The sequence below is a fragment of the Marinomonas sp. G8-14 genome (genome assembly GCF_055808935.1).
The window spans coordinates 2,626,156-2,652,995 of record NZ_CM147891.1 but is presented as its reverse complement, the minus strand read 5'-3'; the positions used below and the strand labels follow the sequence as shown (position 1 = coordinate 2,652,995).

The following is a 26,840-nucleotide window of genomic DNA, read 5'->3' as shown; positions in this document are numbered from 1 at the left end:
CGCTATTTTTTTGGTTGCGCGCTTTCAGGGCGAATAAATACAGGGCTGTCTTTGGTTGACTGTTGTGGATCGTAGCGGTAACCCGCAAGGTCAAATGCCTTGAGCCTCATCCAACGTCTCACAACGGTTTTCGATCAGATAGCGAGCCATCAAACCGCGAGCCTTTTTGGCGTAAAAGCTAATAACCTTAAATTTGCCATTTTTTTCATCAAGAAAGTTTGGCGTAATGAGCGGGGAAATCAGCTTTTTCTTATTAACCGCTTTAAAGTACTCGTTTGAAGCCAGATTGACCAGCAACTCGTCTTTATCAAGTAGGTCATTGATCTTATTCACTAAGATGTCCCCCCAAAATTGATAAAGATTCTCACCTCTAGGGTTTTTTAGGCTGGTGCCCATTTCCAGGCGATAAGCTTGCATGAGATCCAATGGTTTCAACAGCCCATATAGACCGCTTAAAATACGTAAAGATTGTTGTGCGTATGCCATGTCGTTCTCATTTAAAGAATAAGCGTCGAGTCCGGTGTAGACATCGCCCATAAAGGTATAGATAGCAGGTCGGCTATTGTCTTGTGTGTGTTCTTGTTGCCACTCTTGATAGCGCGATACATTTAAGGTGGCTAGTTTATCGCTAAGCTTCATCAGTGAAGCGATATCCGCAGGTGAATAGGGTTTGATGGTATTTATGAGTGTTTGAGACTCGTCTAGCAGCTCTGGTTGGCTGAATAGATCAATACTGGGGGTTGAGGTCAGATCCAGTGTTTTAGCGGGGGATATTAAAAACTTCATAAGGATTCCATTTGCTTCATCATTGCGTTTGTTAAAGATTATCCATAGAGTGCCGATAAATATCCAGACAATGCGCTAATAGAGAGAATTTATGAAGAATAATCTGATACCATTCCCTTCCCCTCGTCGTGGTGGTGACGAAAAAGAGGTTTCTCTTGCCTCCAGTGATGAGTTAATGGCTCTTAGGGCTGCGTTTGATGAAGCACGTGCTGATTGGGTGTTGGAGCTTGCTGAGTTGCCTGAAAATAATAAAATCTACAGTGGCTCAAAAAAATAATGAGATAAACTTTTGTTGTTTTTATTCTGGGCTGCCCAATAAGGGGTTTAACCCATGTTAGTGTTCCTTGTTCGTCACTCCCTGCCTTGTATGTTTGTGTTTGCTATACTGGGTTTCTTGCTTCCCACTGTATCGTTAGCGTTTTTCCCTTTCTTACCTATCGTGCTGTTTACGCTGATGTCTCTAACCTTATTAGGGATGAAGCAGAATGAATTAATTAAACGGTTAAGCAGTCGTCAAATATGGCTCTACGCTGTGTTGCATTCAGCTGTGTGTATGGGGGTTGTCAGTGTGATTGGCTGGTGGCTGTCACTTGATGCGGATCTCTTGTTGGCGATGGTTGCTGTTGCTGCGACGGGGCTCTTTGTTTGCTACGCCAGCCATTGTAAGAGCGCTAGGTTTCGACAGTATGCAGGCGATGGCCATGACAATTGCAACGACATTGGTTTTACCCATCTCTATTTTTATTGCCTTAGTGTTTTTCCAAACACAAAGTGTTGCATTAGATTGGACAAATTATTTTGTTCGCTTAGTGGTGTTTATATTTGGCCCTATGTTGTTTTCTTTTTTAGTTCATCGATTTTGCCCTGAAATAGCACTCAATCAATTTCTTATGAAAATATCGCCTTATACTATTTTGTTGGTATTTGCGTTTCCTTTTGGGCTTGTAGGGAGTTTCCGTGTCTTATTTGATCATGATCCTATGCTGGCACTGAATTATTTCATTATAGCGAGTGCTTTGTGCGCTTTGTTTTTTGCTCTGTCTTATTTTGTGTATAGAAAACAAGGCAAGGCGATAGCATTAACCGCTGCGATTACATCTGGGAACAGGAACGTGTTACTGACTTACAGTATTGCAGGAATACTCTTGGGGCCTGCCTTTCTTCCCCTCGCTGGGGCCTTACAAATACCTACATATTTGTTACCAGTCTTTACTCGCTGGTTAAATAAAACCTTACTAAAATAAAATTGAAGATTCTATTTTCTAGTCTTATTTAGACTCTCGCCTACAATTAAAAATACATACGCCCAGAGGGTTTGCTTAAGGATAATGGTGCAATGCGTAAAAATACTCCCGTTACGAATCAAGAAAAGACGTTTTCCAAAGAGGAAAAGCTGGTTTCCACCACTGATTTACAGGGCAATATTGTTCATTGTAATGAGGCTTTTATTAGAATCAGCGGTTTTGAAAAAAGGAATTAATTGGTAGTCCTCACAATATTGTACGCCACCCTGATATGCCTGAAGAAGCATTTCGAGTCATGTGGGAAACGTTAAAACAAGGAAAAGCTTGGATGGGACTGGTCAAAAACCGCTGTAAAAACGGGGATTTTTATTGGGTTGATGCCTACGTTACACCTGTGACTGATTCTGGAAAAGTAGTGGGATATGAGTCCGTAAGAACGGTTCCTAAACGCGAAGATGTTGCAAGAGCTGAGAAGGTATATAAACGCATTACCCTTGGAAAGCGTGTCATGCCAAGCGTATTTACTTCTTGGAAATTTGTTTTACCTGTTATCAGTCTTGTGGTCGCAGGGGCTTTCGCGAGCGTTAATATTGCCTATGGTGCTATTGTGTTAGGCGTTGCGAGTTTACTTGCCAACGGTCTATTTTGGTTTGACTATTCTCGGTTGCAGGCGGTATTGAGGAAACGTCTATCGACATCGTTTTTGCACCCTTTGGCTGGGGTGACTTACTCTGACCGAACGCTGGATATTGCAACATTAGACGTTGGTGTGAAAAGTTTGTTGTCTAGGATGGATGCAATACGTACACGTTTTGAGGATGAGTCTTCGAAAGTATCTGAACAGTCTAAAATTGGTTTGCAGCTTACTCTTGAGACAACAAAAGGCATGGTTAGTCAGCAACACGAAACACAGGATGTTGCTGCTGCGATGCAGCAAATGACCACGACAATTAATGATGTTGCCCAGCATGTTCAGATGACAGCAGACAGCGCGAAGTCTTCTTTTGAATCGGCAAAGGTTGGCCAAAAAGTTGTGCAAGAAACGCGCCTTTCGATTCGGCAATTAAGTGAAACCGTGACGGATATTAGCGCCACCGTACAGGAGCTTGCCAATCACTCCGAGAAAATAGCTCAAGTGGCACAAATGATCGATCAGATTGCCGAGCAAACTAACTTATTAGCGTTGAATGCAGCCATAGAAGCGGCTCGTGCTGGTGAGCATGGGCGTGGTTTTGCCGTCGTCGCGGATGAGGTTCGTCAGTTAGCACAAAGAACCCAAGGATCGACAAAAGATATTCATCATATTATAGAAACGTTACGTAGTGGCGCTCAAAATTCGGTAGTCATTGCGAATCAAGGCAAGCAAGACGCCGTAGAAGGCTTAGGCAAGATAACAGAAATGGAACTTTCGTTTGAAAGCATTGTTGGAGCGGTATCCAATATTAGCGATATGGCGATGCAAATGTCAGCAGCAGTAGAAGAGCAGGCTCATGTTTCAGAGGATATTAATCGTCAGGTAGTACGTATTTCTGATTTGGCAATAGAAAGCTCAGAGAAATCTAATTTATCCAGTGAAAGTATTCGTGAATTGTTGAATGTCGCTGAAAATATGCACGAATTAGTTGTCCGGTTTAAATAATATAAGAGTAATATGCTAAAAAAACGCGATTATTGTATTAATCGCGTTTTTTATTGCAGGTATTTTATTAACGTTAAGGAAGTGGCAGCGGTTTTAGCTGATTACTGGCATACCGTAAGTTAATCATCATTAATTCTTGGCTTGCCTTGGTATCTCCCATCGCTTTTAGCAAACGGCTTAATTCTGCCAGCGCTTCGCTTTGTGTATTCAATGACAACGCCTGTTCGTAGTAATCTCTCGCTTTACCCCATAACATCATAGATTGACTTAGGCGGCCGCAAACAAGATATAAATTGGCACTGGCAGGCTCTTTTTTGAGCCAGTTTTCACAGTTACTTAATAATTTTTTTATGCTGTCCTGTTTGATATTACCGTATTCATAAACGAGCCTCTTCAGACCATTTATGATTTAAGCTATGACGAATAAAGCTTTCGGCCTTTGTGTCATCACCAAAATGAATTAAGGTTTGAGCGTATAATTGTCGCATTCTATCGTCTTGCGATAAGGTGTCTAGTTTGTTCCATAGACTTTCCACTTCAGCCACTAATTCGTTTTTATTTTGCCCTAGCTTGTTGCGGAATTTGATTTTATCAAGCAGAGCCAAAAAAGCATTTCGTTCTAGTTCTAGCATATTGTCGTCGTCAAAAATGCCGTCTTTTTTGAGTGTGGGTGTCAGAGACAGTAAGGCATCCCAGTCTTTGAGTTGGGTATATACCGTGACGAGCATTTTTAAGACTTGCTTGTGCTTTGGTTTTAGCTTTTGCAAACGCAAAAGAGAGGCGAGTGCCCCTTCATAGTGCTGCTGCTTTATTTGAATTTGGCTTTGTGCAAAGCCAATTGCAAACTCCGCTTCAGGTGTGGATTGATGTGCTAAACGCAATAAAGCCTTGGAACGTTCTGGTTCGTCTTGTTCGCTGGCAGCGTAGGCGGCACTGATATAATTTATTAATGGGTAAGGTACTTTTTCAGCGCTGTTGGTCAGTAATTTCTCGGCTTTATTCCAGTTTCCTCCCACCAGTTCTAGCATGCCTCGAATCGTGTTTCGAGACGCTCTTTTTTGCGCTAAATTACCGGTGACTTTGGCTAAGGAGTTACTGGGTCTTAGCAGAATAAATAAAATTCGCTTTATCCAGCTCATAACAAATAGCGTGATGACCATAGCGGTAATCAAAACCCATAAGCTGGTTTCAATGGTAACGCCGTTATAAGCGATAAGGACATAACCACTGTCTTGACGCATTAGCAGCCCTAAGACACTGCCTATCGCCATCATGATAACCAGTAGAAAGAGAAGTTTTCTCATAACTTGTCTCCGGATTCAATTGGCGTTGTGATGGGGGGCTCTACCCCTGTTTGAGACTGTGTGTTTTCAGCTGAAGAGTCATTATTTCCGCGTTGATTCCACGCTTTCATTAATGCTTTCATGGTTATTAATGAGTCTCTCGGCAAGGGTAAATCAGGGGATGGATTTAACTCTTGTAGTGCCGTTAAGTTAGCCAGAAATGAAACGACATTGTTAGATTGGGTGTCAAAGTGCTCTGTGGTGGCGTTGGCAACACGAGACAATGCCTGTTGGTAAATAACGGGTTCACCTTTTATGAGGGCGACTTGAGCGATGTCCAATTGCAGCTGAATGCCTGTCACAAGTTGCTGGTATTGTGCAGGAGGAAGTAGTGCGGTGATGGGTTTGTGATGGTAGTTAATCACCACTAAGGAGCGAATAGACTGCCAAAAGCTACTCAATGCAGAGGCGATTTTTCCTGTTGCTGTGTCGATAGCTGAATTATCTGTGGCACTGTTTTCTGCCGCATTGGCTTGCCACTCTTTCGATGGCTCCCGCTGAGGCAAGGTTTTCACATTGTCGTACAAAGCATTCAGTTTGAGATAAGCACCTTCTAGGTCAAATTGACTGAGAGACTTTAAGGCTTGAATGTCTTTGGCAAGGGCTTTGCGTGTTGCAAAAACAATAGGGTCTTCTAATTCATTAAGAATGTCGTCCGCGTTGCTAAGCAGTGTGACGGCACCATTGTTGTCTGACTCAAGTAATAGGCGCTGATTGGCAAGACGAATCAGATATTCTGCTTCTGCTAATTTCCAATCTTCTTTGGTGGTGTTATTAATTTGGTTTAGCTTACTCTCAAACGAGGTCAGTTTGTCATCTTGTTGCCGTTGTGTCGCAGAGAATTGCTCTGTCTGTTTTTGGATGCTTTGTTCTGACTGAGAAACCTGCTCAATAAGCTGATTAAGTTGCGCTTTATTAACCGTGTTTGTGCTGATTGTATTTTCTAGGTTGGATTGAGACGCCACCAACATAGCGATTTCATTTTGCAGCGTGCTTTGTGTGCTTTGATAATACAGCCATCCGCTTGTCGCCAAAGCAATAAGCGAAATGCCGAGCGAGACGGAGGCAAACACAGTGTTTGAAGACAAGGGTTGCGTGCTTGTGTCAGAGGGCGTTTTCGTTTCACTGGACGCAGATTCTGTCTCGGCCGTTGTCTGAATAGCTTCAATAGCGCCGTCTACCTGTTGATCTTGCTTGTTGTTTTCAGTCATTCTATTTTCCTATGTGAAATTCCGTCGCTTTGATCAAGCTATTATCGTCAGCGCCATCTGCGCATGAGGCATGTATCCAGCCCATTTCTTTTGCTTGCTGATTTACTCTACTACTCGGTGTCAATATAGGGAGCGTTTTCCACTCAGGCTTATGTTTTGTTGCGTATTCTGAAAGGTGATGTAAGCCTTCTCCACTGGTTACCCATATTAAATGTATATCGGGCAACATGAAGAAAGTTTGAGCCGTGTAGTGTGGCTTTTTTCTTTCATAGAGTGACAGATAATGGACTTTTGCCCCTCTTTCTTCCAGTTTATCACCTAATTCTGGCCGACCACCGAGACCTCGAATAATTAGTACTTTTTGGTCTTTCATTTTGGCCGGTTTCAGCCATTCAAGTAAGGCTTCTGTTGTATGTCCGGGATTCGAAATAGCTGGAATCCCGGCTTCCAGAAGCGCTTGCGTTGTGCCTTGTCCGATGCCAATCCAATGTACGCCGACAGGTAACATGGGCCAACAGGTATCCAGCCAATCCGCTGCCAGTCGTGCCGCATTTTTACTGACAAAAATGACATATTGAAACGTATCAATATCAAAAATCTGTGACCGTATGGCCGCTCGTTGTTGCGCGTCTTCTATGGGCGCTATGTCCAGCATAGGTAAAGGAACCGCTGTCCAGCCATGGGTAACAATACGCTCACAGCTAAGCGTGTTTTCTGGTTCTGGTCGAGTGATAAGAATATGACAGTCTTGCACCAATGTTTCGCCTATTTCATCTATTTATATAAGGCGTCAAGAATGACGTCAGCGCCACGTGCCAGTAAGTCGTCAGCTAATTGTACGCCAAGTGACTTGGCATCGTCTTTGTGACCACGGATTTCGCCTTCAATCATGGTTTTACCATCGGGGCTACCCACTAATCCCCTTAGCCAAATAATGTCATCCTCTAAGACGGCAAAACAAGCAATAGGGGCTTGGCAACCACCATTGAGACGTTCGTTTACGGCGCGCTCTGCGGTAACACGAATGGCCGTTTCTTCATGTTGTAAAGGAGTAAGTAATTGAATGGTCTGCACATCGTCAGAACGGCACTCTATGCCCATGGCACCTTGTCCACCTGCTGGCAAACTGACTTCTGCAGGAATTCTTTGGCGAATTCGGTCAAACATTTCTAAGCGCACCAATCCCGCTGTGGCCAAAATAATGGCATCGTACTCGCCATCATCCATTTTTCTTAGACGCGTATTCACATTGCCACGCAGGTCTTTGATAATTAGGTCTGGGCGGTTCATGCGCAACTGACAAGAGCGGCGTAAGCTTGATGTGCCAACAACAGCACCTTGTGGCAGTTCTTCTAGAGAGGCGACTTTATTAGATACAAAGGCATCGCTTGGGTCTTCGCGTTCGCAGATGACAGCTAAGCCTAGTCCTTCAGGAAAAGCCATGGGAACGTCTTTCATAGAGTGCACTGCAATGTCGGCGCGGCCGTCCATAAGAGCGCTTTCGAGTTCTTTGACAAAGAGGCCTTTGCCGCCAATTTTGGAAAGTGGAGAGTCTAAAATCTGATCGCCTTTTGTCGTCATACCAAGCAACTCAACTGTCATCTCTGGGTAGAGGCTTTCTAGTTGCGCCTTGACGTTATTGGCTTGCCAAAGGGCTAGCTGGCTTTCTCTGGTCGCGATCACAATTTTATCTTTCACTGCATCTCCTCATGACGTGTCGATGGATAAATATCTTAACATTGTTTGTGCTAATGATACTCGCTAAGGCGTACTCCGTCATCTTTCAATGCTTTATAAGTCGAAGCGCTTAATGTACTCTTGGCAACTGTTTGAATTTGTGTGGGAACCAACCGAATGACTGATACTAATAAAACCACGAACCAGCAATGGGGTGGTCGTTTTTCTGAACCTGTCGATGCTTTTGTGGCACGTTTTACCGCGTCCGTTGAGTTTGATCAACGTATGGCGAAACAGGATATTCAAGGGTCGATTGCCCATGGCAAAATGCTCGCGAGCGTTGGCGTTTTAACCGCAGAAGAACGAGATCAGATCATTCAGGGATTGACTGAAATCGAGGGCGAAATTGCCCGAGGTGAGTTTGAATGGTCAGTTGAGCTTGAAGATGTTCACATGAATATTGAAGCGCGTTTGACACAAAAAATTGGTATTACAGGCAAAAAACTCCACACCGGTCGCTCTCGTAATGACCAAGTGGCGACGGACATTCGTCTTTACATGCGTGACGAAGTGGATTTCTTACTTGAGGAAATTACTCGTTTACAACAAGGTATTTTGAGCCTAGCGGAAAAAGAAGCACACACTATTATGCCTGGCTTCACGCATTTACAGACAGCACAGCCAGTGACTTTTGGTCACCATTTAATGGCTTGGTACGAAATGATGCAGCGTGATTACGAGCGTTTGGTGGATTGTCGTAAGCGTATTAATATTTTGCCACTTGGTGCGGCCGCGCTGGCTGGTACGACTTATCCCATTGACCGCCATATGACAGCAGAATTGTTAGGATTTGAACGTCCGACTTATAACTCTTTAGATTCGGTAAGCGATCGAGATTTTGCCATCGAATTCACCGCCACGGCTTCCATTATCATGATGCACATGTCTCGTTGGGCAGAAGAAATGGTGATGTGGGTGTCGGCTCAGTTTAACTTTATTTATCTGCCAGACCGTTTCTGCACGGGCTCATCTATCATGCCGCAGAAGAAAAACCCGGACGTGCCAGAATTGGTGCGTGGTAAAACAGGTCGTGTTTATGGACATTTAATGGGCCTGTTAACCCTGATGAAGTCACAATGCTTGGCTTACAACAAAGACAATCAAGAAGACAAAGAGCCATTATTTGATACCGTCGATACGCTAAAAGGTTCTTTACGTGCCTTTGCGGATATGATCCCTGCCATTGAATCTCGTAAAGAGCACATGTACGAAGCGGCGCGTCGTGGATTTTCGACAGCAACCGATTTGGCTGATTACTTAGTTCGTCATGGCGTGGCGTTCCGCGATGCTCATGAAGTGGTCGGTAAAGCCGTCGGTTACGGTGTAAAAACGGGCAAAGATTTGTCTGAAATGACTTTGGAAGAACTGCAGTCTTTCGGTAGCATGATTGAAGCGGACGTGTTTGACGTCTTGACGCTTGAAGGCTCCGTTGCCGCTCGTAATCACATCGGTGGAACCGCCCCTGCGCAAGTACTGCAAGCGGTTGAACGCGCCAAAGTGGATCTTGCGACAAGATAAATACGCCTCAGGTGTTGCTCTAAGTCGTAAATGATGTAGACATGTGAACAAAAAAGCGAGCTTCGGTTCGCTTTTTTGTTTTTGTAGGTGGGCCTTTAGAGCAATAACTTCAGATAGAGCAGGTTCGGATCGTCATCTTGGACGCTGGCAAGCAGGGATTGATTTACTTGAGAACTTTAGTGTTTAGTGTCCACTGTATGGAAGTAAAAAAGACTCGTTAGCTTGATGCATGATCTTTTCGTCGTCTGCAAAAGAAAAGGTGCGCATCGGCACACCTTTTTGATTCTACTTTATATTGTGAAATTAAGCGCTGTGACATTAAACCAGATTAAGCAAAACGAAATTTTTTGATTTGATCGCTCAAGGCGTCTGTCATGTCAGTGATCATTTTACTGCTCTGCGAAACTTGACGAGAGTCTTCCAAAACTTTTTCTGAGACGGTTCGGATTCCCATTAAACTGTGGTTTATTTCTTCTGCCACAGCACCTTGTTGTTCCGCCGCGGAGGCAATTTGCATGCTACGGCCTGAAACATCATCAATTTGCTCTAAGATGGTCTTGAGGTTCTCAACGGCAACACCTAGGCTCTCTGCGCCTTGGCCTGCTTGTTGGGTGCTGGCAGACATGGAGGATGAAGCGGATTTCGATTGCTCTTGCAGCTTTTCGATAATGGCTCGGATTTCAACCGTTGATCCTTGAGTACGACTAGCAAGAGTACGGACTTCATCCGCGACGACTGCAAAGCCGCGTCCAGTTTCGCCCGCACGAGCTGCTTCAATGGCGGCGTTTAATGCTAATAAATTGGTTTGCTCTGAAATGGCGCCAATCACACCGAGCACAGAATCAATGTCGTTTGTTTGTGCGAGTAATTGGTTAATGACCTCGTTTGCACTGATCATTTTTTGCGTCAAATCTTGAATATTGTTGTTGGTTGTATTGATGTCTCGATTGCTTTTTAGCGTTGTATTATGTGCTGATTGAGACAGGTCGGCCGTATCTTTAGCGTGTTGTGCCACTTGATTAATCGACTGAGACATTTCATTCATGGCAGAAGAAAGTTGCTCAACTTCGAGGAATTGTTGATTCATGCCTTGTTGCGTGTGCATAGAATTACTGTGCATAGTGACACAAACCGTTTGTAGTTCAACAATGGCATGGGCCACTCTTGTTAATGTGGTGTTTAGTGATGCAGAGACGGTATTGGCAGCGCTGGCCAGTAAGCCAATTTCATCACCACGGGCCAAATTCAGCTGCTTGGTCATATCGCCCTCAGCAATATGTTGCAGGTGAGTCGTCACCAGTTTTAGTGGGCGAGTAATGTTTCTCACCGTAATCACGCTTAATATCAAGGCGAGTAGAATTAAGCTTGATTCAATGACCGCAGACTGAGTAAATGTCGACCAAAAATCCGACTTTACATCACTGTAAAAAACACCACTACCAATCAGCCACCCCCAAGGTTGATAACCTTTGACATAGGATACTTTTTCTTCTGGTGTTGTCACATTAGGACCTATGTAGGCATATTCCACATAGCCTTCGTTCTGTTTTTTAACCACATCAACCATGGCTTGCCACTGATGTTTGCCATTGGGGTCGGTCACATTCTTCATGTTTTTGCCGTTTAAATCAGGCTTTAAAGGGTGCATGACTAAGTTTGTATCCATGTCATTTACCCAAAAGTATCCACCGTCACCAAAACGCAATGCAGATAAGGCTGCTAAGGCTTGTTTTTTGGCTTCTTCTTCACCTAGGATCGGGGCTTGTGTTGCATAGTAGACGAGTAATGAATGGGCGTTACTTACTTGTTCTTTAACTTGCAGTTTACGATTGTCGAGTTGCTCCTTATACAAACCGCTATATGCGATACCTTCAAATACAATCAGAAGAGCCACCAGCGTACTGATCAATATCCACAATTTCTGACTTACTTTAAGATTGGTAAGAGTCATATTGTTTCATCCTAGTCATATGTTTTTGAATTACATGGGGATTCAAGCAAGATATTAGCCAAGGTGTGTGACTGGCTGATGAAAAATGAATACTGAGTTAAATGGCCTGTTTGGGCCTTACTTTTTATGATTTGCAAACTCTTAACATCTATATCGCAGCAGTAAAAATGCTTCTCAATGCCTTGTTTTAGTGCGTGATGACATTTGTGGTTTTATGGCGCATTATTATTTAATGCTTGACGCTCATTGGGATAATTTCGACTTATTCATCCTGATTTACCTATTTTTACTTACCTATTTTCAAAGGCCCAACCATGCAATCTGTTGATGAGTTAATCGCGTTACGTAAAACCCTTCATCAGAACCCTGAGCTATCTAATCAAGAGCAAGCCACGGCGGTTCGAATTTTCAATGAGTTTCAAGCTTTCTTGCCAGATGAAGTTATTACCGATCTCGGCGGAACGGGGCTAGCGTTTGTCTTCAATGGGGCTGAAAGTGGACCGACGACTTTGATCCGTAGTGAGACTCGATGCACTGCCCATCCAAGAAACCAACAGTTTTGCGCATCGCTCACAAGTGAAAGGCGTTTCTCATAAATGCGGTCACGATGGACATATGAGTATCGTAACGGCGTTGGGTGCGGAGTTGGCGAAACATCGTCCTAAGAAGGGACGTGTTGTGCTGTGTTTTCAACCGGCAGAAGAAACCGGTATGGGAGCGATTCAAGTCGTAAACGATGCGCGTTTTGCGGCTGTCATTCCTGATTATGCATTTGCTCTGCATAATTACCCTGGCTTAGAGCTGGGCAAGGTTGCGGTACGAGCGGGGACGTTTAATTGTGCGTCTCGGGGCATGATTATCCATCTAAAAGGCAAAACTTCCCACGCGGCGCATCCTGAAAATGGTGTCAGTCCTGCCAATGCCATGTGCCAAATTATCCAAGAGCTAAACTCACTGCCAGCAAAGATTTCGCATCAAGCAGGCGTTGGTCGAAACTGGGTAACGGTTATCCACGCCAAATTAGGCGAAATTGCCTTTGGTACAGCACCGGGCGATGCGGTGGTCATGGTGACGTTGCGCAGTGAAAGCAATGAAGGCATGCAAACTTTAATAGAAGAAGCCGAGCAATTTTCTCAAGCCGTGGCAAAGAGTGAAAACCTAAGCATTTCGTTTGAATACGATGATGTGTTTCAAGCCAGCGTTAACTCTCAACTAGGTTGTGATTTAGTGGTCAATGCGTGTGAAACAACGCAAACGCCTTTTGTACTATTGGATGAGCCGATGCGTTGGTCAGAAGACTTTGGTCAGTTTACCGCGACAGCAAAAGAAGGCGCCATGTTTGCCTTAGGCGCTGGGCAAGCAAGCCCACAATTGCACAACCCTGACTACGACTTTCCTGATGGTTTGATTCCCGTGGGTCGAGATCTATTTTTGGATATTATTCATCAAATAAATGGTTTGGAGGTTTTAGCATGATCGTGTTTCGACCGGCTGCTGTAGAAGAACTTGCCGATGTGAAAGCGTTACTTTGGGATCAAGGTCCTAATAAATGGAATTACTTAACCGAAGAGAGTGTTGAGACTGAATTCGCTCTGGTTGAGCAAGGTTCGGCGATGGTTATGGTTGCCGTGGATAATGAGCAGATTGTCGGCTTTGCTGTGTTGATGGACGGTGAGGTGAGTCCCGATTATTTAGCTAAATATTACGCTTTGGATGACATTTGTTATATCGGTGATGTTGTGGTTTCTAGTGCGTATTCTGGTCAAGGTATTGCTACGAAATTGCTTGAGTGCTGTATAGAAAGCTCCAAAGAAAAGCGAGCTAGTGTTGTATTAATTGAGCGACACGAAGAGAACTTAGCCTCTGCTGGCATGATGAGAAAAGCCGGTTTCCAAGTTGTTGACACCTTTTCTGATCCAGGCAAACGATCCGTAGGCTCAAGAAAAACAGCTATTTTAGAATACAAATTAGAGTAGTCGTTGTCTAAGGTTGGGTAGGTTCACACTAAGTCTCATTATTCAAAAAGCAACCGCCCAAGGATGTTGAATTGCGTTAAATCTTAATCATTTCCTGAACTCTACACCTTACTTTGTGTCTCATGTCTTTCCAAAGTCATCATGGGACAAATTCAATAAAAAGGGTATGTAATGGATGTTTTGCTCAATCTACTCGACGAATATGGGCACCTTGCTTATGTTTTGCTTTTTTTATATTGCTCGATGAAGAGCGGTGCTTTGCCATTATTTGCAGGGATGGCTGCGCAATATGGGTACTTAGATTTATCGTTGGTGATGTTGGTGGTGTTTTGTGGTGGCTACCTAGGGGATGAGTTGCGTTTTTACTGGGTGCGACGCTATGGCGAAGGCTTTATTATTACTCGACCTAGGCTGGCTAAACTCGCCAGTAATGCAAAGCTTTTGCTTGATCGTTATGGGCTAATTTACATGTTTATCTATCGTTACCCAAAGGGCATGAGAACGATTGGCGCCATACCCGTGGCCTTGACCGAGATAAAATGGATTAAGTTTACTTGCCTCAATGCCGCATCCGCGGCCCTGTGGACAGCCATATTAACCGGAGCTGGCTTCCTTTTTGGTCGAACGTTAGAAAACCTTGTCAGCCAGCAGTGGGGCATGTTTAGTGTTGTGCTGTTATTTATCTTTGTTGCATTGTCGTATTTGGGGTGGCGGACAGTAAAAATGCCAGCTGCGTCTAAGTAAACTTGTCATACCAAGTTTACTTACTTTGTCGCTCGGGTAATATCTTGATACGCTTGGAATTGTGATAAATACACTCTGCCATTGAGGTGTTGCAGGAATCCGCTGCATTCAAGGTGATCCATCACTGGGCCTTTCACCTCCGAAAGCGAGAGTGTAATGTTCAAGCTTTTCAATTGCAGGTTAAGAGCTTCTAGCATTTCTAAGGCGCTGAAATCAATTTCATTCACCGCGCTGCATTGAATCACCACATGATTAATCTCTTTGCGTTGGCTTATGGTGTCGATGATGTGATCTTCCAAAAAGGTCGCGTTGGCAAAGAACAGGCTTTCGTCTGGTCGCAAACAAAGCAGCTGAGGTGAGGTTTCTACCTCATAGCGTTTTACGTTACGAAAGTGCTCTGAACCCTTGATTAAGCCAACTTCGGCCACGTGCGGTTTGGATGTGCGATACAAATGCAAGGCAATGGACAGCGCTACGCCAGAAGCTACGCCAACTTCCACACCCAGCAACAAAGTAATCACAATAGTCGCGAGCACGGCATAGAAATCACTGCGAGAAAACAGCCAGGTTTTTTTCAAGATAGAGAAATCGATCAGGGTTGTGACGGCCACAATGATGGTTGCCGCGAGTGTGGCTTTGGGCAAAAAGTACAGCATGGGCGTTAAGAATAAAGACGCGATCATAATGCCGAGCGCTGTCATGATGCTGGCAAGTTGAGTCACCGCGCCGGCATCGAAGTTCACTACAGAACGCGAAAATCCACCTGTCACCGGAAAACCACCAGATACACCCGATGCGATGTTGGCCGCACCTAAACCGATGAGTTCTTGGTTGGGTTTGACTTTTTCACGTCGTTTAGCGCCTAACGTTTTGCCAACTGAAATGGACTCGACGTAGCCAATGATCGAAATCATCAACGCAGGCAAAGCCAGTGCTTTGATCAATTCCAGCGATGGCAAGGTGAATACCAAATTCGGTAACCCAGCCGGAATGTGGCCTGTAATGGCGACACCATGGGATTGCAGATCATACAGATAGACAACCGCAAGGCTAGAAAGCACGCCAAGAATCGGTGCGGTTTTCGCCAATGATGCCGCGGATGCTTCGGGAACCTTTAGCATGATCAAAAAGCGTTTCGCGTGACGACGAGCCAACAGCAAAAAGGCGATGACAGAAACGCCAATCACAAAGGTCATGGGTTTAAATTGACCGATGTTTTCCAGCATAGACAGCAATTGCATAACAACATTATCACCATGGGCTTGGATGCCCAGAATGTGCTTTAACTGGCTGAGCGCAATGATGATTCCTGAAGCGGAAATAAAGCCAGAAATCACGGAGTGAGACAGCAGGTTAGTGACCATGCCGAGCTTCATGACGCCCATAATAATCAACATGGCGCCAGACAATAGTGCGAGAGTGATCGCGCCCGTTAAATAGCTAGCCGTGCCTTGTTCAGCAATCACCGCAAGAGATGTCGCCGTCATGAGTGACGCCACGGCAACTGGGCCAACCGACAATGATGTGCTGGTGCCAAACAAAGCGTACAAAACCAAAGGTAAGATACTGGAATATAAGCCGACTTCTGGTGGCACCCCAGCCAACATGGCGTAAGCCAGTGACTGAGGGATCAGCAACATGGTGACGATAAACGCCGCCGTGGCATCTTGGCTAAACTGCCCACGGTGATAGGTTTTTAGCCAAGACAGAGCGGGAATGAAACGTTCAATAATCATTGTGAGCTCTCGTTATTTGCGCATGGTTGGTTTAACAAACCATTCATAGCCTTTAAGCATGCCGTGCCAGTAGAAAGGAGGTAGCAAGTCTTCTTTCAGCACCCAAGCGAGATAGGTCGGTTTGGTACCATCGTTAAGCCATTTTGGAAAGGTGGGTAATAGCTTTCCGCCATAACCAAATTCCGCCAAAACAATTTTACCGCGCTCAACCGTGAGCGGGCAGGAACCATAGCCGTCGTAGAGGGCGTGTATTGTCTTTCCGTCTATAGCGTCGGCAATATTTTGTGCTACGACAGGCGCTTGCTTACGAGCCGCCGCCATGGTTTTGGCATTGGGTGTGTTACTGACATCACCCAATGACCAAATGTTTTTGAACGTGACGTGTTGAAGGGTTTCTTTATCCACATCGACCCAACCCGCTGCGTCGACCAATGGACTATTACGGATGAAGTCTGGTGCCGTCTGTGGTGGGCAAACATGCAGCATATCGAACTCGGTCTCCACGATGCTTTTCTCACCATCTTTGTTTGTGGTGGCAAAATAGGCGCGTTTATTTGGACCGTCCACTTTGACTAGGTTGTGAGTGAAGTGAGTATTTACTTGGTATTTCTGAATATAACTTTCCAACGCGGGAACGTAATTGGCAATGCCAAATAATACCGCACCAGCGTTGTAAAACGAGACATGGATGTCTTTCAGTTTGTCGTTCTTTAGCCAATGATCACAAGACAAATACATGGCTTTTTGTGGCGCGCCTGCGCATTTAATCGGCATGGGCGGTTGGCTGAATACGGCTTTACCGCCGTTTAGGTTTTTCACCAATTCCCATGTGTAAGGCGCCAAGTCGTAACGATAGTTCGAGGTCACGCCGTTGCTGCCTAATGTCGCGGATAAACCTTCAATGGCGTCCCAGTTAAGCTTGATGCCGGCCGCGACGACTAAGTACTGATAAGCGATTTTTTGGCCGTTTTCGAGCACGACGTGGTTTTCATCCGGCAAGAAAGCTTTTACCGCTTCTTTCAGCCATTTTGTATGGGCTGGAATCACATCCGCCATGTTACGGCGTGTGCTGGCCGCTTTAAAAACACCACCGCCAACCAATGTCCAACCGGGTTGATAAAAATGACTTTCAGCTGGATCAATCAAACAAATTTTCAAGCTAGGTTTGCGTTTTAATAAACTGGCGGCGGTGGCAATCCCCGCTGAGCCTGCACCGACTACGACCACATCGTATTGGGCTGTTGCTTTGTTGTCTTGAGCAATAGACGCTGTTTCAGGAAAAGATTCTTGCGCCGCTTGCCAAATTTGGCTTGAGCGATTACCTGTGCGGCAATAGGCATGGACATTTTCATCACTTTTCAAGGCCAATCTGAATGCCTCTACATCGGATGGCTGCATTTGTCCGCCAGCAAACGGAATGTGTTCGGTTTTGATGTTTTTCGTTTTTGCGTAAGCGGCAACATCGGCAAAAGACAGTTGACCTTCTTCTTCGTCATTTGGGCGGTTACAAATGATAAGCGTGACACCGGATTCTGCTAAAGCGTCTACATCGTCTAAACGGATTTGCTCAGATACGGAATAATGGTCTGTGATTATTTTGCGTAACATGGTGGTTCTCTCTTTTATCATGTCACCGACTAACGTGAGGTGACTTATTGTTTTTGTTGATGATAGTTACGATTTATTTAAACGCATTCAATGGAACCTTTAAGTAAGACAAACCGTTCTCTTCTGGCTCCGGCATGTGGCCTGCTCGCATATTGATTTGCAGAGAAGGCAAAATCAGGCGAGGCATGGCCAGTGTTTTGTCGCGGGTTTCACGTAGAGTAACGAAGGCTTCTTTGCTCATACCCTGTTTGACATGAATGTTTTGTTCTTTTTGTATTTTTACTGTGGTTTGGTATTCCAGCGCGCGACCATTCGGGCAATAGTCATGACACATGAAAATGCGATGATCTTCTGGTAACGCTAAGATTTTTTGAACAGAATCGAATAAAACCTCTGCATTGCCGCCGGGAAAATCGGCACGAGCCGTACCAGCATCAGGCATAAATAAAGTATCGCCAACAAAGACGGCATCCCCTAAAACATGGGTGAAGCAGGCTGGTGTATGGCCTGGTGTGTGCATGGCAACACATTGCATACCACCCACCATGTAGCGTTCGCCGTCATGGAACAGATGATCGAATTGGGAGCCATCGTGAAGGAAATCTGTATTTTCATTAAATACCTTAGCAAAGGTGTCTTGTACTATGGTGATGTGTTCGCCAATGCCAATTTTACCGCCCACTTTACTTTGTATGTAAGGTGCCGCAGATAAGTGGTCTGCATGAACATGGGTTTCAATTAACCATTCCACTGTCAATTGGTTGTGAGTGACATAGTCAATAATCTCATCAGCGCTCTTATGAGAAGTGCCACCTGATGCGTAATCAAAGTCTAAAACACTGTCGACAATCGCGCAGCTGGATGAATTAGGGTCTTTTACAACATAGGAAAAGGTGCTGGAATCCTTGTCAAAAAAAGTCGTTACCTTAGGCTGTAGAATAGGATTTGTGGTCATTTTTTTGCCTCACTGTGTTGTTTTGTGCCGAGTAGATGGTCCACTTAACGGCTCGTTAATCTAGTTAAGGCAGAAAGTGTGCCAATACTTTTATAATTTATTAAAGTATTGATATTTATTGTTTTTTTAATTTTTATTGGTTTTGCTTATAGAATTAGCTTTGACTAATGTATTGGGTTTTGTCATATTTGTCTTTTAATTTTGCCAAATATGACAACGCCTGTATGAACATTATCGCTTCAGATTCACCCATTTATGAAGGGCTAGCAAACATGCTAGAGGGCTATGATTGCCCAGCCATTTTGGTTTCTGTCGATTACCAAATTCTTGCCATCAATCAGCTCTATCGAGAAGAGTTTGGGGACGTTCCGTTACAAAAAAAACGCCGCTGTTTTGAGGTTTCCCATGGTTATAGTGTGCCTTGTGATGAAGCGGGGGAAGATTGTCCTCTTTCCGCTACTTTACAGTCTGGTCATAAAGAGCGTGTTTTGCATATCCATCAAACCCCAAGAGGCAAAGAACACGTCGCAGTTGAAATGCTGCCAATTCATGATAGCCAAGGGAAACTCTTGTTCTTTGTTGAGCTATTGCGTGCTATTTCAGTGGCGAGTACGGGAAAGGCAAACAACAAGTTAGTGGGGGCAAGTAAATCGTTTAACCAGATGCTGGAGAAGGTTACTAGAGTGAGTCCAAGCGATGCGTCGGTGCTGCTATTGGGTGAATCTGGTAGTGGTAAAGAACTGGTGGCAAACGCGATTCATCAGGGTAGTAGTCGGGCAGGGAATGCTTTGGTGACTTTAGAATGCTCAGGTCTGACGGATTCGCTATTTGAAAGTGAATTGTTTGGTCACATCAAAGGCTCTTTTACGGGGGCGCATAGTAGTCGTACTGGGTTGGTTGAGCTTGCCAATGGTGGCACATTGTTTTTGGATGAGATCGGCGATGTGCCCTTGTCTATGCAGGTTAAATTATTGCGTCTGATCGAAACGCGATCGTTTCGCCCCGTAGGTTCTTCTACTATTAAACACAGCCATTTTCGTTTGGTGTGCGCGACCCATAAAAACCTCGCACAAATGGTAAAGGCAGGAGAGTTTCGCCAAGACTTGTATTATCGTATTAATGTGTTTCCTATCTATGTGCCCTCATTACGTGAACGGCAGGATGATTTGGCGTTGTTGATATCAACGTTGTTAAAACGCCTAAGCGAGCGAAAAGAGTACCATTTAACCGACTCAGCGTTGCAAATTTTAAAGCGTCATGACTTCCCCGGAAACATTCGTGAGCTGAGTAATATTCTAAACCGAGCGATTCTATTGAGCGACACCAACCTTATTGATCGGCACACGATCCAAGAGAGCTTGAATATTGATCATGAACTGCATCAGCAAAGTGATCGAACAAGTTCAACCCAGGAGCTCAATTCTTCTGCTAACACTAAAATGGCGTGGGTGGACTTAAAAACAGCGGAACAGCGTTATCTTTCAGACCTTATGGCGTTTTATGATAACGACAAGGAGAAAGTTGCCAAGATTGCCGGAATCAGCCTACGTTCTTTGTATCGGAAATTGGAGTAAGTAGACCGTTCTAAAATATTATGGCATAAAGTATCAAAAGCTGAGTTAAATTTATTAAATAAGATACTTATAGTTGAGTCAGCGTTGCCTTGAATCCTTACTATAAAGACTCATAAGGTTAAAACAGTAAGGTGATAAGCATGAGTAAAGTATTTATTATGGCGGCAGCGTTAAGCAGCTTAGTGTCAATGAATAGCAATGCATTTGAGCTAACAAGTCAAGATATTCAAGAGGGGAAGAAAATACCACAAGCGTTTGAGTTTAATGGTTTTGGTTGTTCAGGATCGAATAAATCCCCACAACTGCAGTGGACAGATGTGCCAAAAGGTACAAAGAGTTTTGCTATTACCGCATACGATCCGGACGCACCGTCTGGAAGTGGTTGGTGGCATTGGTCAGCGTTTAATATCCCGGCTTCTGTTACGTCCTTGGCTCAAGGGGCAGATTTAACTAAGCTTGGTGCAACGGAGCTGAAGTCAGATTATGGTAGTGTTGGCTTTGGCGGTGTTTGTCCTCCACGAGGCGATAATATGCACCGTTATCAGTTTACTGTTTGGGCGTTACCAGTAGAAAAACTGGATTTAAGTGCTGACGTATCTGCTGCATTAGCTGGCTTTACCGTTCGTAGCATGGCAATTGGCAAAGCTATGTTAGTCGCACCTTATAATCGTTAATCAAACATCTATTAGGAGTAAAAATGCGCCCCACATTTAAAGTCAGTCAAGTGTATGGTTTACAAACACAGCGACTGCGCAATGTGGCCATTCTTACTCCTAGTCTTTTCAAAATTCGTTCAGGACGGAAGCGTTTGTTTTGGCAGGATGATGTGTTGGATTTTGATGCCTCAACATTATTGCTAACGAAAGCAGGGCAACAACTGACGTTTGAAAATGAGCCAACCAAAGAACGTTTCTTGTCAGTGCAGATGAGTTTTTTATTGCCGCCTGCAGAAGACATGATAGAGACGAGTATCAAGATGGCTGATAATGAATGCTCGCCACGCTTCAAGCCTAATCGTTCAGTGATGGCAAGTCTCGATTTTTTGCTGGAATTAGATACACAAAGTGTGAGTGAAACGTCTCAGGCGTATTGGTTAAATGGCTTTTATCAACAATTGGCTGAAGCGGGCAAGCTTCATCTTATCTTTGAAGGACATTCTGTTTCTTTTGAGCAAAAAATCACGGAGTTTTTACAACAAGCACCATGGCAAGATTATCAATTGGATCAAGTCGCTACGCATTTTTCGATGAGTCGGGCGACCTTGATTCGCCGTTTGAAAGAAGAAAATACGCAGTTTAGAACTTTGTTAACTCGAGTGCGTATGAATCATGCGATTAGCCTGATGCAACAAGGTTACCGCCAGCAAATAGACATTGCGGTGCGCTGTGGTTATCAGTCGCAAGAACGTTTTAGTCAGCGCTTTTATAAGTCGTTTGGGATTACGCCAGGTCAATATATAAAAACACTTTAAGACGTCTCTTTAAATTAAAAGTTACCCCAGTTTCTTCTTGAAGCGTAATGACGCAATGAGGATTCCGCCGATAGTAAAGAGCCTCTAGCCATAATGCGTCTTTGCCTAATAAAAGCAGGCTGGCATCTCGTAATGCAATGGCGCGGATCATACGCATAAAGTGAGTGACAGGCAGGGCTTCGGCAATCCATTGGGCGGCGACTGGCATGGCATCGTAAGGAAACATAAATCCTGATAGTAATATCGATGGCAGTAGAATAAATATCGTCATCTGCATTGCCTGCAATTGCGTTTTGGCAATGGTGGAAAGTACCAATCCAAGGGTTAAGCTGGCAAAGATAAACAGAATGGAGCCACCAAGCAGTGACAGTAAACTGCCTTGAATCGGCACTGAAAACACCCAATGCCCCACGCTTAAAATAATGGCGACTTGTAATAGCCCGACTAAAACATAAGGCGCTATTTTTCCTATCATCAGTTCCATTGGGCGTACTGGCGTGGTGATGAGAAATTCCATATTGCCATGTTCGTGTTCCCGAACGATGGCCGCCGAGGTAAATAAAATCATCGTCATGGTCAAAATCACCGCTACCAAGCCTGGCACGATATTCACCACGGTTCTTTGTTCTGGGTTGAAGTATTGCACGACTTCAAAGCTGGGCGAGGTACGTATAGCCGTATGGTTGGCCACTTCGTCTAAGGGCATATCGCGTAAGGCTCTAATGGTTGAGGCAATGACGGTATCTGAGCCATCAACTATCCATTGCCCTATTGGCTGAGTGAGTGGTGAATCTATTTGTTTATGATCGTAGAGCGGATGATTGAATAGACGGCGTGTCATATCGGCGGGTAAATACAGTACGGCTCTGATCTCGCCTTTGGTAATGGCGACTTCGGCGTCTTTTATGGAGCGATAACGGGCAATAAAATCGACGGATTGCGTCGCTACCAGTGCGTGTTCCACGGCTCGACTTTCCGAGGTCTGACTGAGGTCGACAAGGCCAACGGGTATGTGTCTGGCATCGGTGTTAATCGCATAACCAAACAGCATGAGTTGTACCAGAGGTATCATGATGATCATGCCAAAGGTCATTCTGTCTCGGGAGAGCTGCTTTAATTCTTTGACGAAAATGGCATACACTCTAATCCACATACTAATCCCCATGACGTCCTCCGGTGCAGGTAACAAACACGTCTTCAAGGCTAGGGCGAGCTAATATTGTTTCTCGGCTATCACTAAGTTCAGAGATAAAGCCCAGAGGATCTAGTACTTTTTTCTTTACCAATACTCTAAGATGAGCACCAATTTGTGCCGCAGAGAGAATTTCTGGGTGCTGGGTTAGTGTCTGTTTGAGTTGTCTTAATTTATTACCGCTGACTTCCACCACGGTGGCAGGCATGGCGTCCATTAGAGCTTGAGGTGAGCCGTCTGCGCGTTTATTCCCGTCTTCCATAATCGCCAAAGCATGGCAGCGTTCAGCTTCATCCATGTAATGGGTGGACACTAGAATAGTGGTGCCAGCGGCGCAGAGATCGAACAATCTTTCCCAGAACTCTCGACGGTTTTCAGGGTCGACTGCTGACGTTGGCTCGTCTAGAAAGAGTAATTCTGGAGAATGGAGCGTGGCGCAGGCCAAAGCAAGGCGCTGTTTTTGTCCACCGCTCATGGAACCTGCAAACTGCTTGGTTTGTTTTTCTAAATCGTATAAAGCCAGTAATTCTTCGAGGCGGGCTTTTTTGCGCTTTCCCGCAAAACCATAAATAGCACCGACAAAATTGAGGTTCTCTCGCACGGTTAGGTTGTCGTACAAGGAAAATTTCTGCGTCATGTAGCCGATGCGTTTCTTAAGGGATTCTTCATGACCTAACAGCGGTTTGCCTAAAATAGTGACGTCACCTTCGCTGGCTTCTAATAACCCAGTGAGCAGGCGAATGCTGGTGGATTTTCCGCAACCATTGGGACCAAGAAAGCCATAAATGCTGCCTTTAGGGATGTTTAAATCCAGTTTATTTACCGCAATGTTATCGCCAAAACGTTTGGTTAATCCTTTGGCTTCAATGGCGTATTCTACTTGATCTGATCCGCTGAAAATCATGGTAAACGCACCTCAACAGCAAGTCCTGTAGGTAGCTTGTCCGCATCAATTAGATCAATATCGGTCAGATACATCAGACGAGCCTCTGTCTCGTTCGTTGAGCGCATAAAAGGGAGTGTAAGCGGGTTGTGAGCGGATATTTCGCACACGACCTTGAATAGGCGATTCGATACCATCAGCAAACACCTCAATTGCGTCGCCAGCTTTGATCTTGGTTAACGCGCTGGCAGGCAAATAAACTCTTGCATAAGGATGACCAGAAGACAGCAAGCTAATTAACTGAGTGCCTGCGGTAACACGATCTCCTTCGTGCCAAGGCAGTGTGTCAATCGTACCATCAATTGGCGCTTTGATGGTGAGGTCTTCACGGGCTTTGGTTTGCCATTCAAGGGCGGCCTTTGCGGCTTGCACCTTGGCATTGGATTGGGCAATGTCTTCTTCACGGGCGCCATTTTTTAACTCTAACCATTGATCATGAGCTTGCTGTGCTTTGGCTTTACTACTGTCTCTGTTAGCTTTCGCAGCATCAAAATCGGCTTTGCCAACGACTTTGCTTTTATAGAGTTTGTCGTAACGTTGGAACTTTAGCTCCGCTTCTTTACTGGCGGCTTGAGTGGCTTCTAGTGCGGCTAATGATGCACTTAATTGTTCTGGGCGTGTGCCAGCAGTAAGCTCACTGAGGGCGGCATTGGCTTGAGCAAGCTCGGCTTCGCGCTGCGCTACAAGTGAGTCGGCACTGCGAGTGTCTAAGCGTAACAATGTGTCGCCTTGGGAGACTTGTTGTCCTTCGTTGACCTTTACTAAAACAATTTGTTCTGCCGCTGGGGCCGATAAGGTGATTCTATCGCGTTCAATATTGCCCATGGCGTAAGTTGACTCTTCTGACTGGCAAGCGGTAAGCAAAGTCAGCACAAGTACGGATAGTAGACTATGGCGTGTTTTCATTTTTGCTCACCTTTGGTGTCGTTGGATGATAGCTGTGGTGATGGAAAGGTGAAAAGTCCTTGTTCTAACAATGTTTGATTGTGATCCGCTAGATTTAATAACCAGTCTTCTTTGAGTTCGACCCCAAGTTGTTGCTGAAGGTATTTTGGCGCTAATACAGGAAAAATCATTAAGCTGACAAAGCTCAGGCGAATCCATGCTGGATTAAGGTTGGGATTAATTTGCTTTTGCTTTTCAAACGCCTCGATCCATTTTTCTGATCGTTTCAAGATGTTGTCGATAATGCCCGTCAAAATACCAAACGCTTCGGGGTTATCTTGTTGGTTTATCACCTGCAAAATCAATTTTGGTAGCATGGGGTTTTTGGCAATCATGCGATAGTAGGTTTGCATCAATAACAATGGATTAGGCGGTGTATTGGGGTCAATATCGGCTTGGAATTGTTCGATAATCGGAGCCAAGGTTTCTTGTATTGTTGCTTCGAATAAACCTGCTTTTGAACCGAAGTAATAGCGAATCATCGCCGCATCCACGCCTGCCGAAAGCGCTATTTTTCGCGTTGATACTTTATCAAAACCCTGTTCAGAGAAGCAGCGTTTGGCGGCGGCAATCAAACTGCTGCGAGCGGAATCTTGATCGCTATTAGACTGCTTGGGACGTCCCATTTTAGTGGTCATGCAAAGGTCTCTATTAATTCATCTAGTGATGAATATAGGCCATATATCCACAATAGGTTACTAAGATAATTCCTCATAGATTGAATCAATGAGGAATTATCTTAGTAGGTGCCGATCCTCTAAGGTTTACTAGAGAAATTTGGCTGTGTTTTTTTAAGTTAATTGAACTAGATCAATACTGGTAGTCTTCAATGTCTAGGTTTGTCCGATATCGAAGTCAAACCATTATTTATTCATTGTAATGACGACCTTTCCTTTTGCACGCCCTTGAGCAAGATATGCCAGCGCATCTTTTGTTTGTTCAAACGGAAACACCTTATCGATCACTGGTTTAATGTGTTCAGCTTCGAGCAGTTTGCTGATTTCACTCAGTTGAGCGCCATTTGGGCGAACAAATAGAAAGGAATAATCCACTTTTTGCTTTTTCGAAAGTTTATTAATTTTTCGACTCATCAAACCAAATACAAAGGTTAAAATCCCATTCAGTTTTCGAACTCGGGCAAAAGGCGCATCCAACGGACCAACAAGAGAAAGGATCTTGCTCCCTGGCTTAAGGATGCCAATAGATTTCTCAATCGCGTCACCTTTGGTCGTCCCTAACACGAGATCGTAGTTGTGCAGTACTTTGTCAAACTCTTGTTTCTTATAATCAACTACAGTGTCCGCACCCAATTTACGAACGAAATCAACATTCCCAGTACTTGTCGTCGTTGCCACTGTTGCGCCAAGGTATTTTGCTAACTGGATGGCAAAAGTACCAATACCACCCGAGCCTGCAGGAATAAACACTTTCTGACCCGCTTTAAGATTGCCGCGCTCTTTCAAGGCTTGCCAAGAGGTTAGACCGACCATTGGGATTGAAGCCGCTTGTACGAAGTCAAGATTTGTTGGTTTCAGCGCCGCTGTGTTTTCAGGCACCACAGCAAACTCTGCAAGCGAGCCAATACCCAGATCAAATATACTGGCAAATACCGCATCGCCTGGCTTAAAGCGTGTTACTTGGCTACCCACTTCCGTCACAACACCTGCTAAATCGCTGCCCAGCGTTGCGGGCAATTGAAAGTGCAAAACCGGCTTAAATGTGCCTGTTGGAATGATGTTGTCAATGGGATTTAAACCTACGGCATGAACCTGAACGAGCATTTCATTGGGTTTGATTTTGGGTTTAATGACGTCGCTAAACTCAATGATGGGGGATGATTTACTGTACTTTTTAAGGGTAAGTGCTTTCATTTTTGTATTCTCGAATGATTGATAATCTTATGTTTCTTGCCCGATGTACGCCAAGCGTAAATGAACGCTAGCCCTAAAATAGCTTCTATTAAAACGGCAGCCAGAATCTTGTCGCTCGCATGACCCACTGAAAGCTCATAAACGCCAAGTAAGATCAGGACTGTACAGATTGTTATCATTCCCTGAATAAGAGCCATTCGGGCCGCTGAATGCTCGGTATTTCTTGCCATAAAAAACATAACAGCAACCCCAAGATAAAATACGGCTCCACGGCGACTAACAAGTCCTGCGCCGCCCCATTGAGTTAGCATTTGCTCAGGGAAAAACATCCATGCGACTGCTAAGACCAGAAACAAAAAGGACGTCAGTATTGCTACATGTCGAAAGGTCATTGCC

At 44.6% G+C, this 26,840-nt stretch carries 26 protein-coding genes and 1 pseudogene; 11 read left to right on the top strand and 16 right to left on the bottom strand.

From position 1 onward, the window contains the following. Positions 1 to 2: 2 nt before the first annotated feature. Positions 3 to 786 (bottom strand): annotated as a pseudogene (gene yaaA / locus AC0L6V_RS13570) (peroxide stress protein YaaA). Between the two features lie 91 nt (positions 787 to 877). On the opposite strand from yaaA, the gene AC0L6V_RS13565 reads away from it, so the two are divergent. The 3 genes from AC0L6V_RS13565 to AC0L6V_RS13555 all read left to right on the top strand — a co-directional run bounded on the left by AC0L6V_RS13565 (position 878) and on the right by AC0L6V_RS13555 (position 3,669). Beyond that, positions 878 to 1,063 carry a hypothetical protein gene (locus AC0L6V_RS13565; protein ID WP_111608957.1) on the top strand — a complete coding sequence of 62 codons (186 nt, stop codon included), beginning with the start codon at positions 878 to 880 and terminating at the stop codon, positions 1,061 to 1,063. A gap of 424 nt (positions 1,064 to 1,487) precedes the next feature. Then, positions 1,488 to 2,030: a hypothetical protein gene (locus tag AC0L6V_RS13560; protein WP_418138360.1), complete on the top strand. Its 543-nt coding sequence runs from the start codon at positions 1,488 to 1,490 to the stop codon at positions 2,028 to 2,030. Between the two features lie 271 nt (positions 2,031 to 2,301). Continuing rightward, complete coding sequence (locus AC0L6V_RS13555) at positions 2,302 to 3,669, top strand: methyl-accepting chemotaxis protein (protein WP_418138359.1); 1,368 nt, start codon at positions 2,302 to 2,304, stop codon at positions 3,667 to 3,669. 73 nt (positions 3,670 to 3,742) lie between these two features. Here the strand turns inward: AC0L6V_RS13555 and AC0L6V_RS13550 are convergent, their stop codons facing one another. The 5 genes from AC0L6V_RS13550 to hemC all read right to left on the bottom strand — a co-directional run bounded on the left by AC0L6V_RS13550 (position 3,743) and on the right by hemC (position 7,921). Continuing rightward, a complete protein-coding gene (locus AC0L6V_RS13550) occupies positions 3,743 to 3,928 on the bottom strand; it encodes a hypothetical protein (RefSeq protein WP_265218216.1) in 186 nt (61 codons plus the stop codon). Positions 3,929 to 4,046: 118 nt separating this feature from the next. Next, positions 4,047 to 4,973, bottom strand: coding sequence for a heme biosynthesis HemY N-terminal domain-containing protein (locus tag AC0L6V_RS13545; RefSeq protein ID WP_418138358.1), 927 nt, complete (start codon positions 4,971 to 4,973; stop codon positions 4,047 to 4,049). Continuing rightward, positions 4,970 to 6,223 (bottom strand): uroporphyrinogen-III C-methyltransferase, encoded by a 1,254-nt coding sequence (locus AC0L6V_RS13540; RefSeq protein ID WP_409418663.1) that lies wholly within the window; start codon positions 6,221 to 6,223, stop codon positions 4,970 to 4,972. The genes AC0L6V_RS13545 and AC0L6V_RS13540 overlap by 4 nt, the downstream gene beginning before the upstream one ends. A gap of 1 nt (position 6,224) precedes the next feature. Next, a complete protein-coding gene (locus AC0L6V_RS13535) occupies positions 6,225 to 6,977 on the bottom strand; it encodes a uroporphyrinogen-III synthase (RefSeq protein ID WP_409418662.1) in 753 nt (250 codons plus the stop codon). Positions 6,978 to 6,997: 20 nt separating this feature from the next. Continuing rightward, positions 6,998 to 7,921 carry a hydroxymethylbilane synthase gene (gene hemC / locus AC0L6V_RS13530; protein ID WP_265218221.1) on the bottom strand — a complete coding sequence of 308 codons (924 nt, stop codon included), beginning with the start codon at positions 7,919 to 7,921 and terminating at the stop codon, positions 6,998 to 7,000. Between the two features lie 156 nt (positions 7,922 to 8,077). On the opposite strand from hemC, the gene argH reads away from it, so the two are divergent. Continuing rightward, positions 8,078 to 9,478 (top strand): argininosuccinate lyase, encoded by a 1,401-nt coding sequence (argH, locus tag AC0L6V_RS13525; RefSeq protein WP_409418661.1) that lies wholly within the window; start codon positions 8,078 to 8,080, stop codon positions 9,476 to 9,478. A gap of 328 nt (positions 9,479 to 9,806) precedes the next feature. On the opposite strand, the gene AC0L6V_RS13520 is transcribed toward argH, so the two are convergent. Beyond that, on the bottom strand, positions 9,807 to 11,429 hold the full coding sequence (locus AC0L6V_RS13520; RefSeq protein ID WP_265218222.1) for a methyl-accepting chemotaxis protein: 1,623 nt from the start codon (positions 11,427 to 11,429) through the stop codon (positions 9,807 to 9,809). A 314-nt stretch (positions 11,430 to 11,743) separates the two neighbouring features. On the opposite strand from AC0L6V_RS13520, the gene AC0L6V_RS13515 reads away from it, so the two are divergent. The 4 genes from AC0L6V_RS13515 (at position 11,744) to AC0L6V_RS13500 (ending at position 14,149) form a co-directional block, all read left to right on the top strand. Beyond that, complete coding sequence (locus tag AC0L6V_RS13515; RefSeq protein ID WP_418138357.1) at positions 11,744 to 12,025, top strand: hypothetical protein; 282 nt, start codon at positions 11,744 to 11,746, stop codon at positions 12,023 to 12,025. After that, positions 11,949 to 12,905 (top strand): amidohydrolase, encoded by a 957-nt coding sequence (locus tag AC0L6V_RS13510; protein ID WP_418138356.1) that lies wholly within the window; start codon positions 11,949 to 11,951, stop codon positions 12,903 to 12,905. Before AC0L6V_RS13515 ends, AC0L6V_RS13510 begins: the two co-directional genes overlap by 77 nt. Next, entirely contained in the window at positions 12,902 to 13,405 is a 504-nt protein-coding gene (locus AC0L6V_RS13505) for a GNAT family N-acetyltransferase (RefSeq protein ID WP_409418659.1), read from the top strand. The genes AC0L6V_RS13510 and AC0L6V_RS13505 overlap by 4 nt, the downstream gene beginning before the upstream one ends. Positions 13,406 to 13,576: 171 nt before the next feature. Further along, positions 13,577 to 14,149, top strand: a complete 573-nt coding sequence (locus AC0L6V_RS13500) for a DedA family protein (protein ID WP_409418658.1) — start codon at positions 13,577 to 13,579, stop codon at positions 14,147 to 14,149. Positions 14,150 to 14,169: 20 nt separating this feature from the next. On the opposite strand, the gene AC0L6V_RS13495 is transcribed toward AC0L6V_RS13500, so the two are convergent. The 3 genes from AC0L6V_RS13495 to AC0L6V_RS13485 all read right to left on the bottom strand — a co-directional run bounded on the left by AC0L6V_RS13495 (position 14,170) and on the right by AC0L6V_RS13485 (position 18,448). Next, positions 14,170 to 15,885 (bottom strand): SulP family inorganic anion transporter, encoded by a 1,716-nt coding sequence (locus AC0L6V_RS13495; protein WP_265218226.1) that lies wholly within the window; start codon positions 15,883 to 15,885, stop codon positions 14,170 to 14,172. Positions 15,886 to 15,897: 12 nt separating this feature from the next. Next, entirely contained in the window at positions 15,898 to 17,493 is a 1,596-nt protein-coding gene (locus AC0L6V_RS13490) for a bifunctional protein tyrosine phosphatase family protein/NAD(P)/FAD-dependent oxidoreductase (RefSeq protein WP_409418657.1), read from the bottom strand. Between the two features lie 73 nt (positions 17,494 to 17,566). After that, positions 17,567 to 18,448, bottom strand: a complete 882-nt coding sequence (locus AC0L6V_RS13485; protein ID WP_265218227.1) for an MBL fold metallo-hydrolase — start codon at positions 18,446 to 18,448, stop codon at positions 17,567 to 17,569. 224 nt (positions 18,449 to 18,672) lie between these two features. Between AC0L6V_RS13485 and AC0L6V_RS13480 the strand changes: the two genes are divergently transcribed. From AC0L6V_RS13480 to AC0L6V_RS13470, 3 genes are all read left to right on the top strand, one after another. Continuing rightward, positions 18,673 to 20,022, top strand: a complete 1,350-nt coding sequence (locus tag AC0L6V_RS13480) for a sigma-54 interaction domain-containing protein (protein WP_409418656.1) — start codon at positions 18,673 to 18,675, stop codon at positions 20,020 to 20,022. 140 nt (positions 20,023 to 20,162) lie between these two features. Further along, positions 20,163 to 20,696, top strand: a complete 534-nt coding sequence (locus AC0L6V_RS13475) for a YbhB/YbcL family Raf kinase inhibitor-like protein (RefSeq protein ID WP_265218229.1) — start codon at positions 20,163 to 20,165, stop codon at positions 20,694 to 20,696. A 23-nt stretch (positions 20,697 to 20,719) separates the two neighbouring features. Beyond that, positions 20,720 to 21,493 (top strand): AraC family transcriptional regulator, encoded by a 774-nt coding sequence (locus AC0L6V_RS13470; RefSeq protein ID WP_265218230.1) that lies wholly within the window; start codon positions 20,720 to 20,722, stop codon positions 21,491 to 21,493. Here AC0L6V_RS13470 and AC0L6V_RS13465 read toward each other — a convergent pair. The 6 genes from AC0L6V_RS13465 to AC0L6V_RS13440 all read right to left on the bottom strand — a co-directional run bounded on the left by AC0L6V_RS13465 (position 21,462) and on the right by AC0L6V_RS13440 (position 26,836). Continuing rightward, positions 21,462 to 22,646, bottom strand: coding sequence for an ABC transporter permease (locus AC0L6V_RS13465; RefSeq protein WP_265218231.1), 1,185 nt, complete (start codon positions 22,644 to 22,646; stop codon positions 21,462 to 21,464). The two genes, AC0L6V_RS13470 and AC0L6V_RS13465, sit on opposite strands and share 32 nt — an antisense overlap. Before the next feature lies 1 nt (position 22,647). Next, complete coding sequence (locus AC0L6V_RS13460) at positions 22,648 to 23,589, bottom strand: ABC transporter ATP-binding protein (protein WP_265218232.1); 942 nt, start codon at positions 23,587 to 23,589, stop codon at positions 22,648 to 22,650. A 54-nt stretch (positions 23,590 to 23,643) separates the two neighbouring features. Further along, positions 23,644 to 24,534 (bottom strand): HlyD family secretion protein, encoded by an 891-nt coding sequence (locus AC0L6V_RS13455; protein WP_418138355.1) that lies wholly within the window; start codon positions 24,532 to 24,534, stop codon positions 23,644 to 23,646. Further along, positions 24,531 to 25,211, bottom strand: a complete 681-nt coding sequence (locus AC0L6V_RS13450; protein ID WP_265218234.1) for a TetR/AcrR family transcriptional regulator — start codon at positions 25,209 to 25,211, stop codon at positions 24,531 to 24,533. The genes AC0L6V_RS13455 and AC0L6V_RS13450 overlap by 4 nt, the downstream gene beginning before the upstream one ends. A gap of 225 nt (positions 25,212 to 25,436) precedes the next feature. After that, the gene (locus tag AC0L6V_RS13445; protein WP_265218235.1) at positions 25,437 to 26,444 is read right to left on the bottom strand and encodes an NADP-dependent oxidoreductase; all 1,008 of its coding nucleotides are present in this window, start codon (positions 26,442 to 26,444) and stop codon (positions 25,437 to 25,439) included. Continuing rightward, positions 26,441 to 26,836 carry a hypothetical protein gene (locus tag AC0L6V_RS13440; protein ID WP_265218236.1) on the bottom strand — a complete coding sequence of 132 codons (396 nt, stop codon included), beginning with the start codon at positions 26,834 to 26,836 and terminating at the stop codon, positions 26,441 to 26,443. The genes AC0L6V_RS13445 and AC0L6V_RS13440 overlap by 4 nt, the downstream gene beginning before the upstream one ends. Positions 26,837 to 26,840 lie beyond the last annotated feature (4 nt).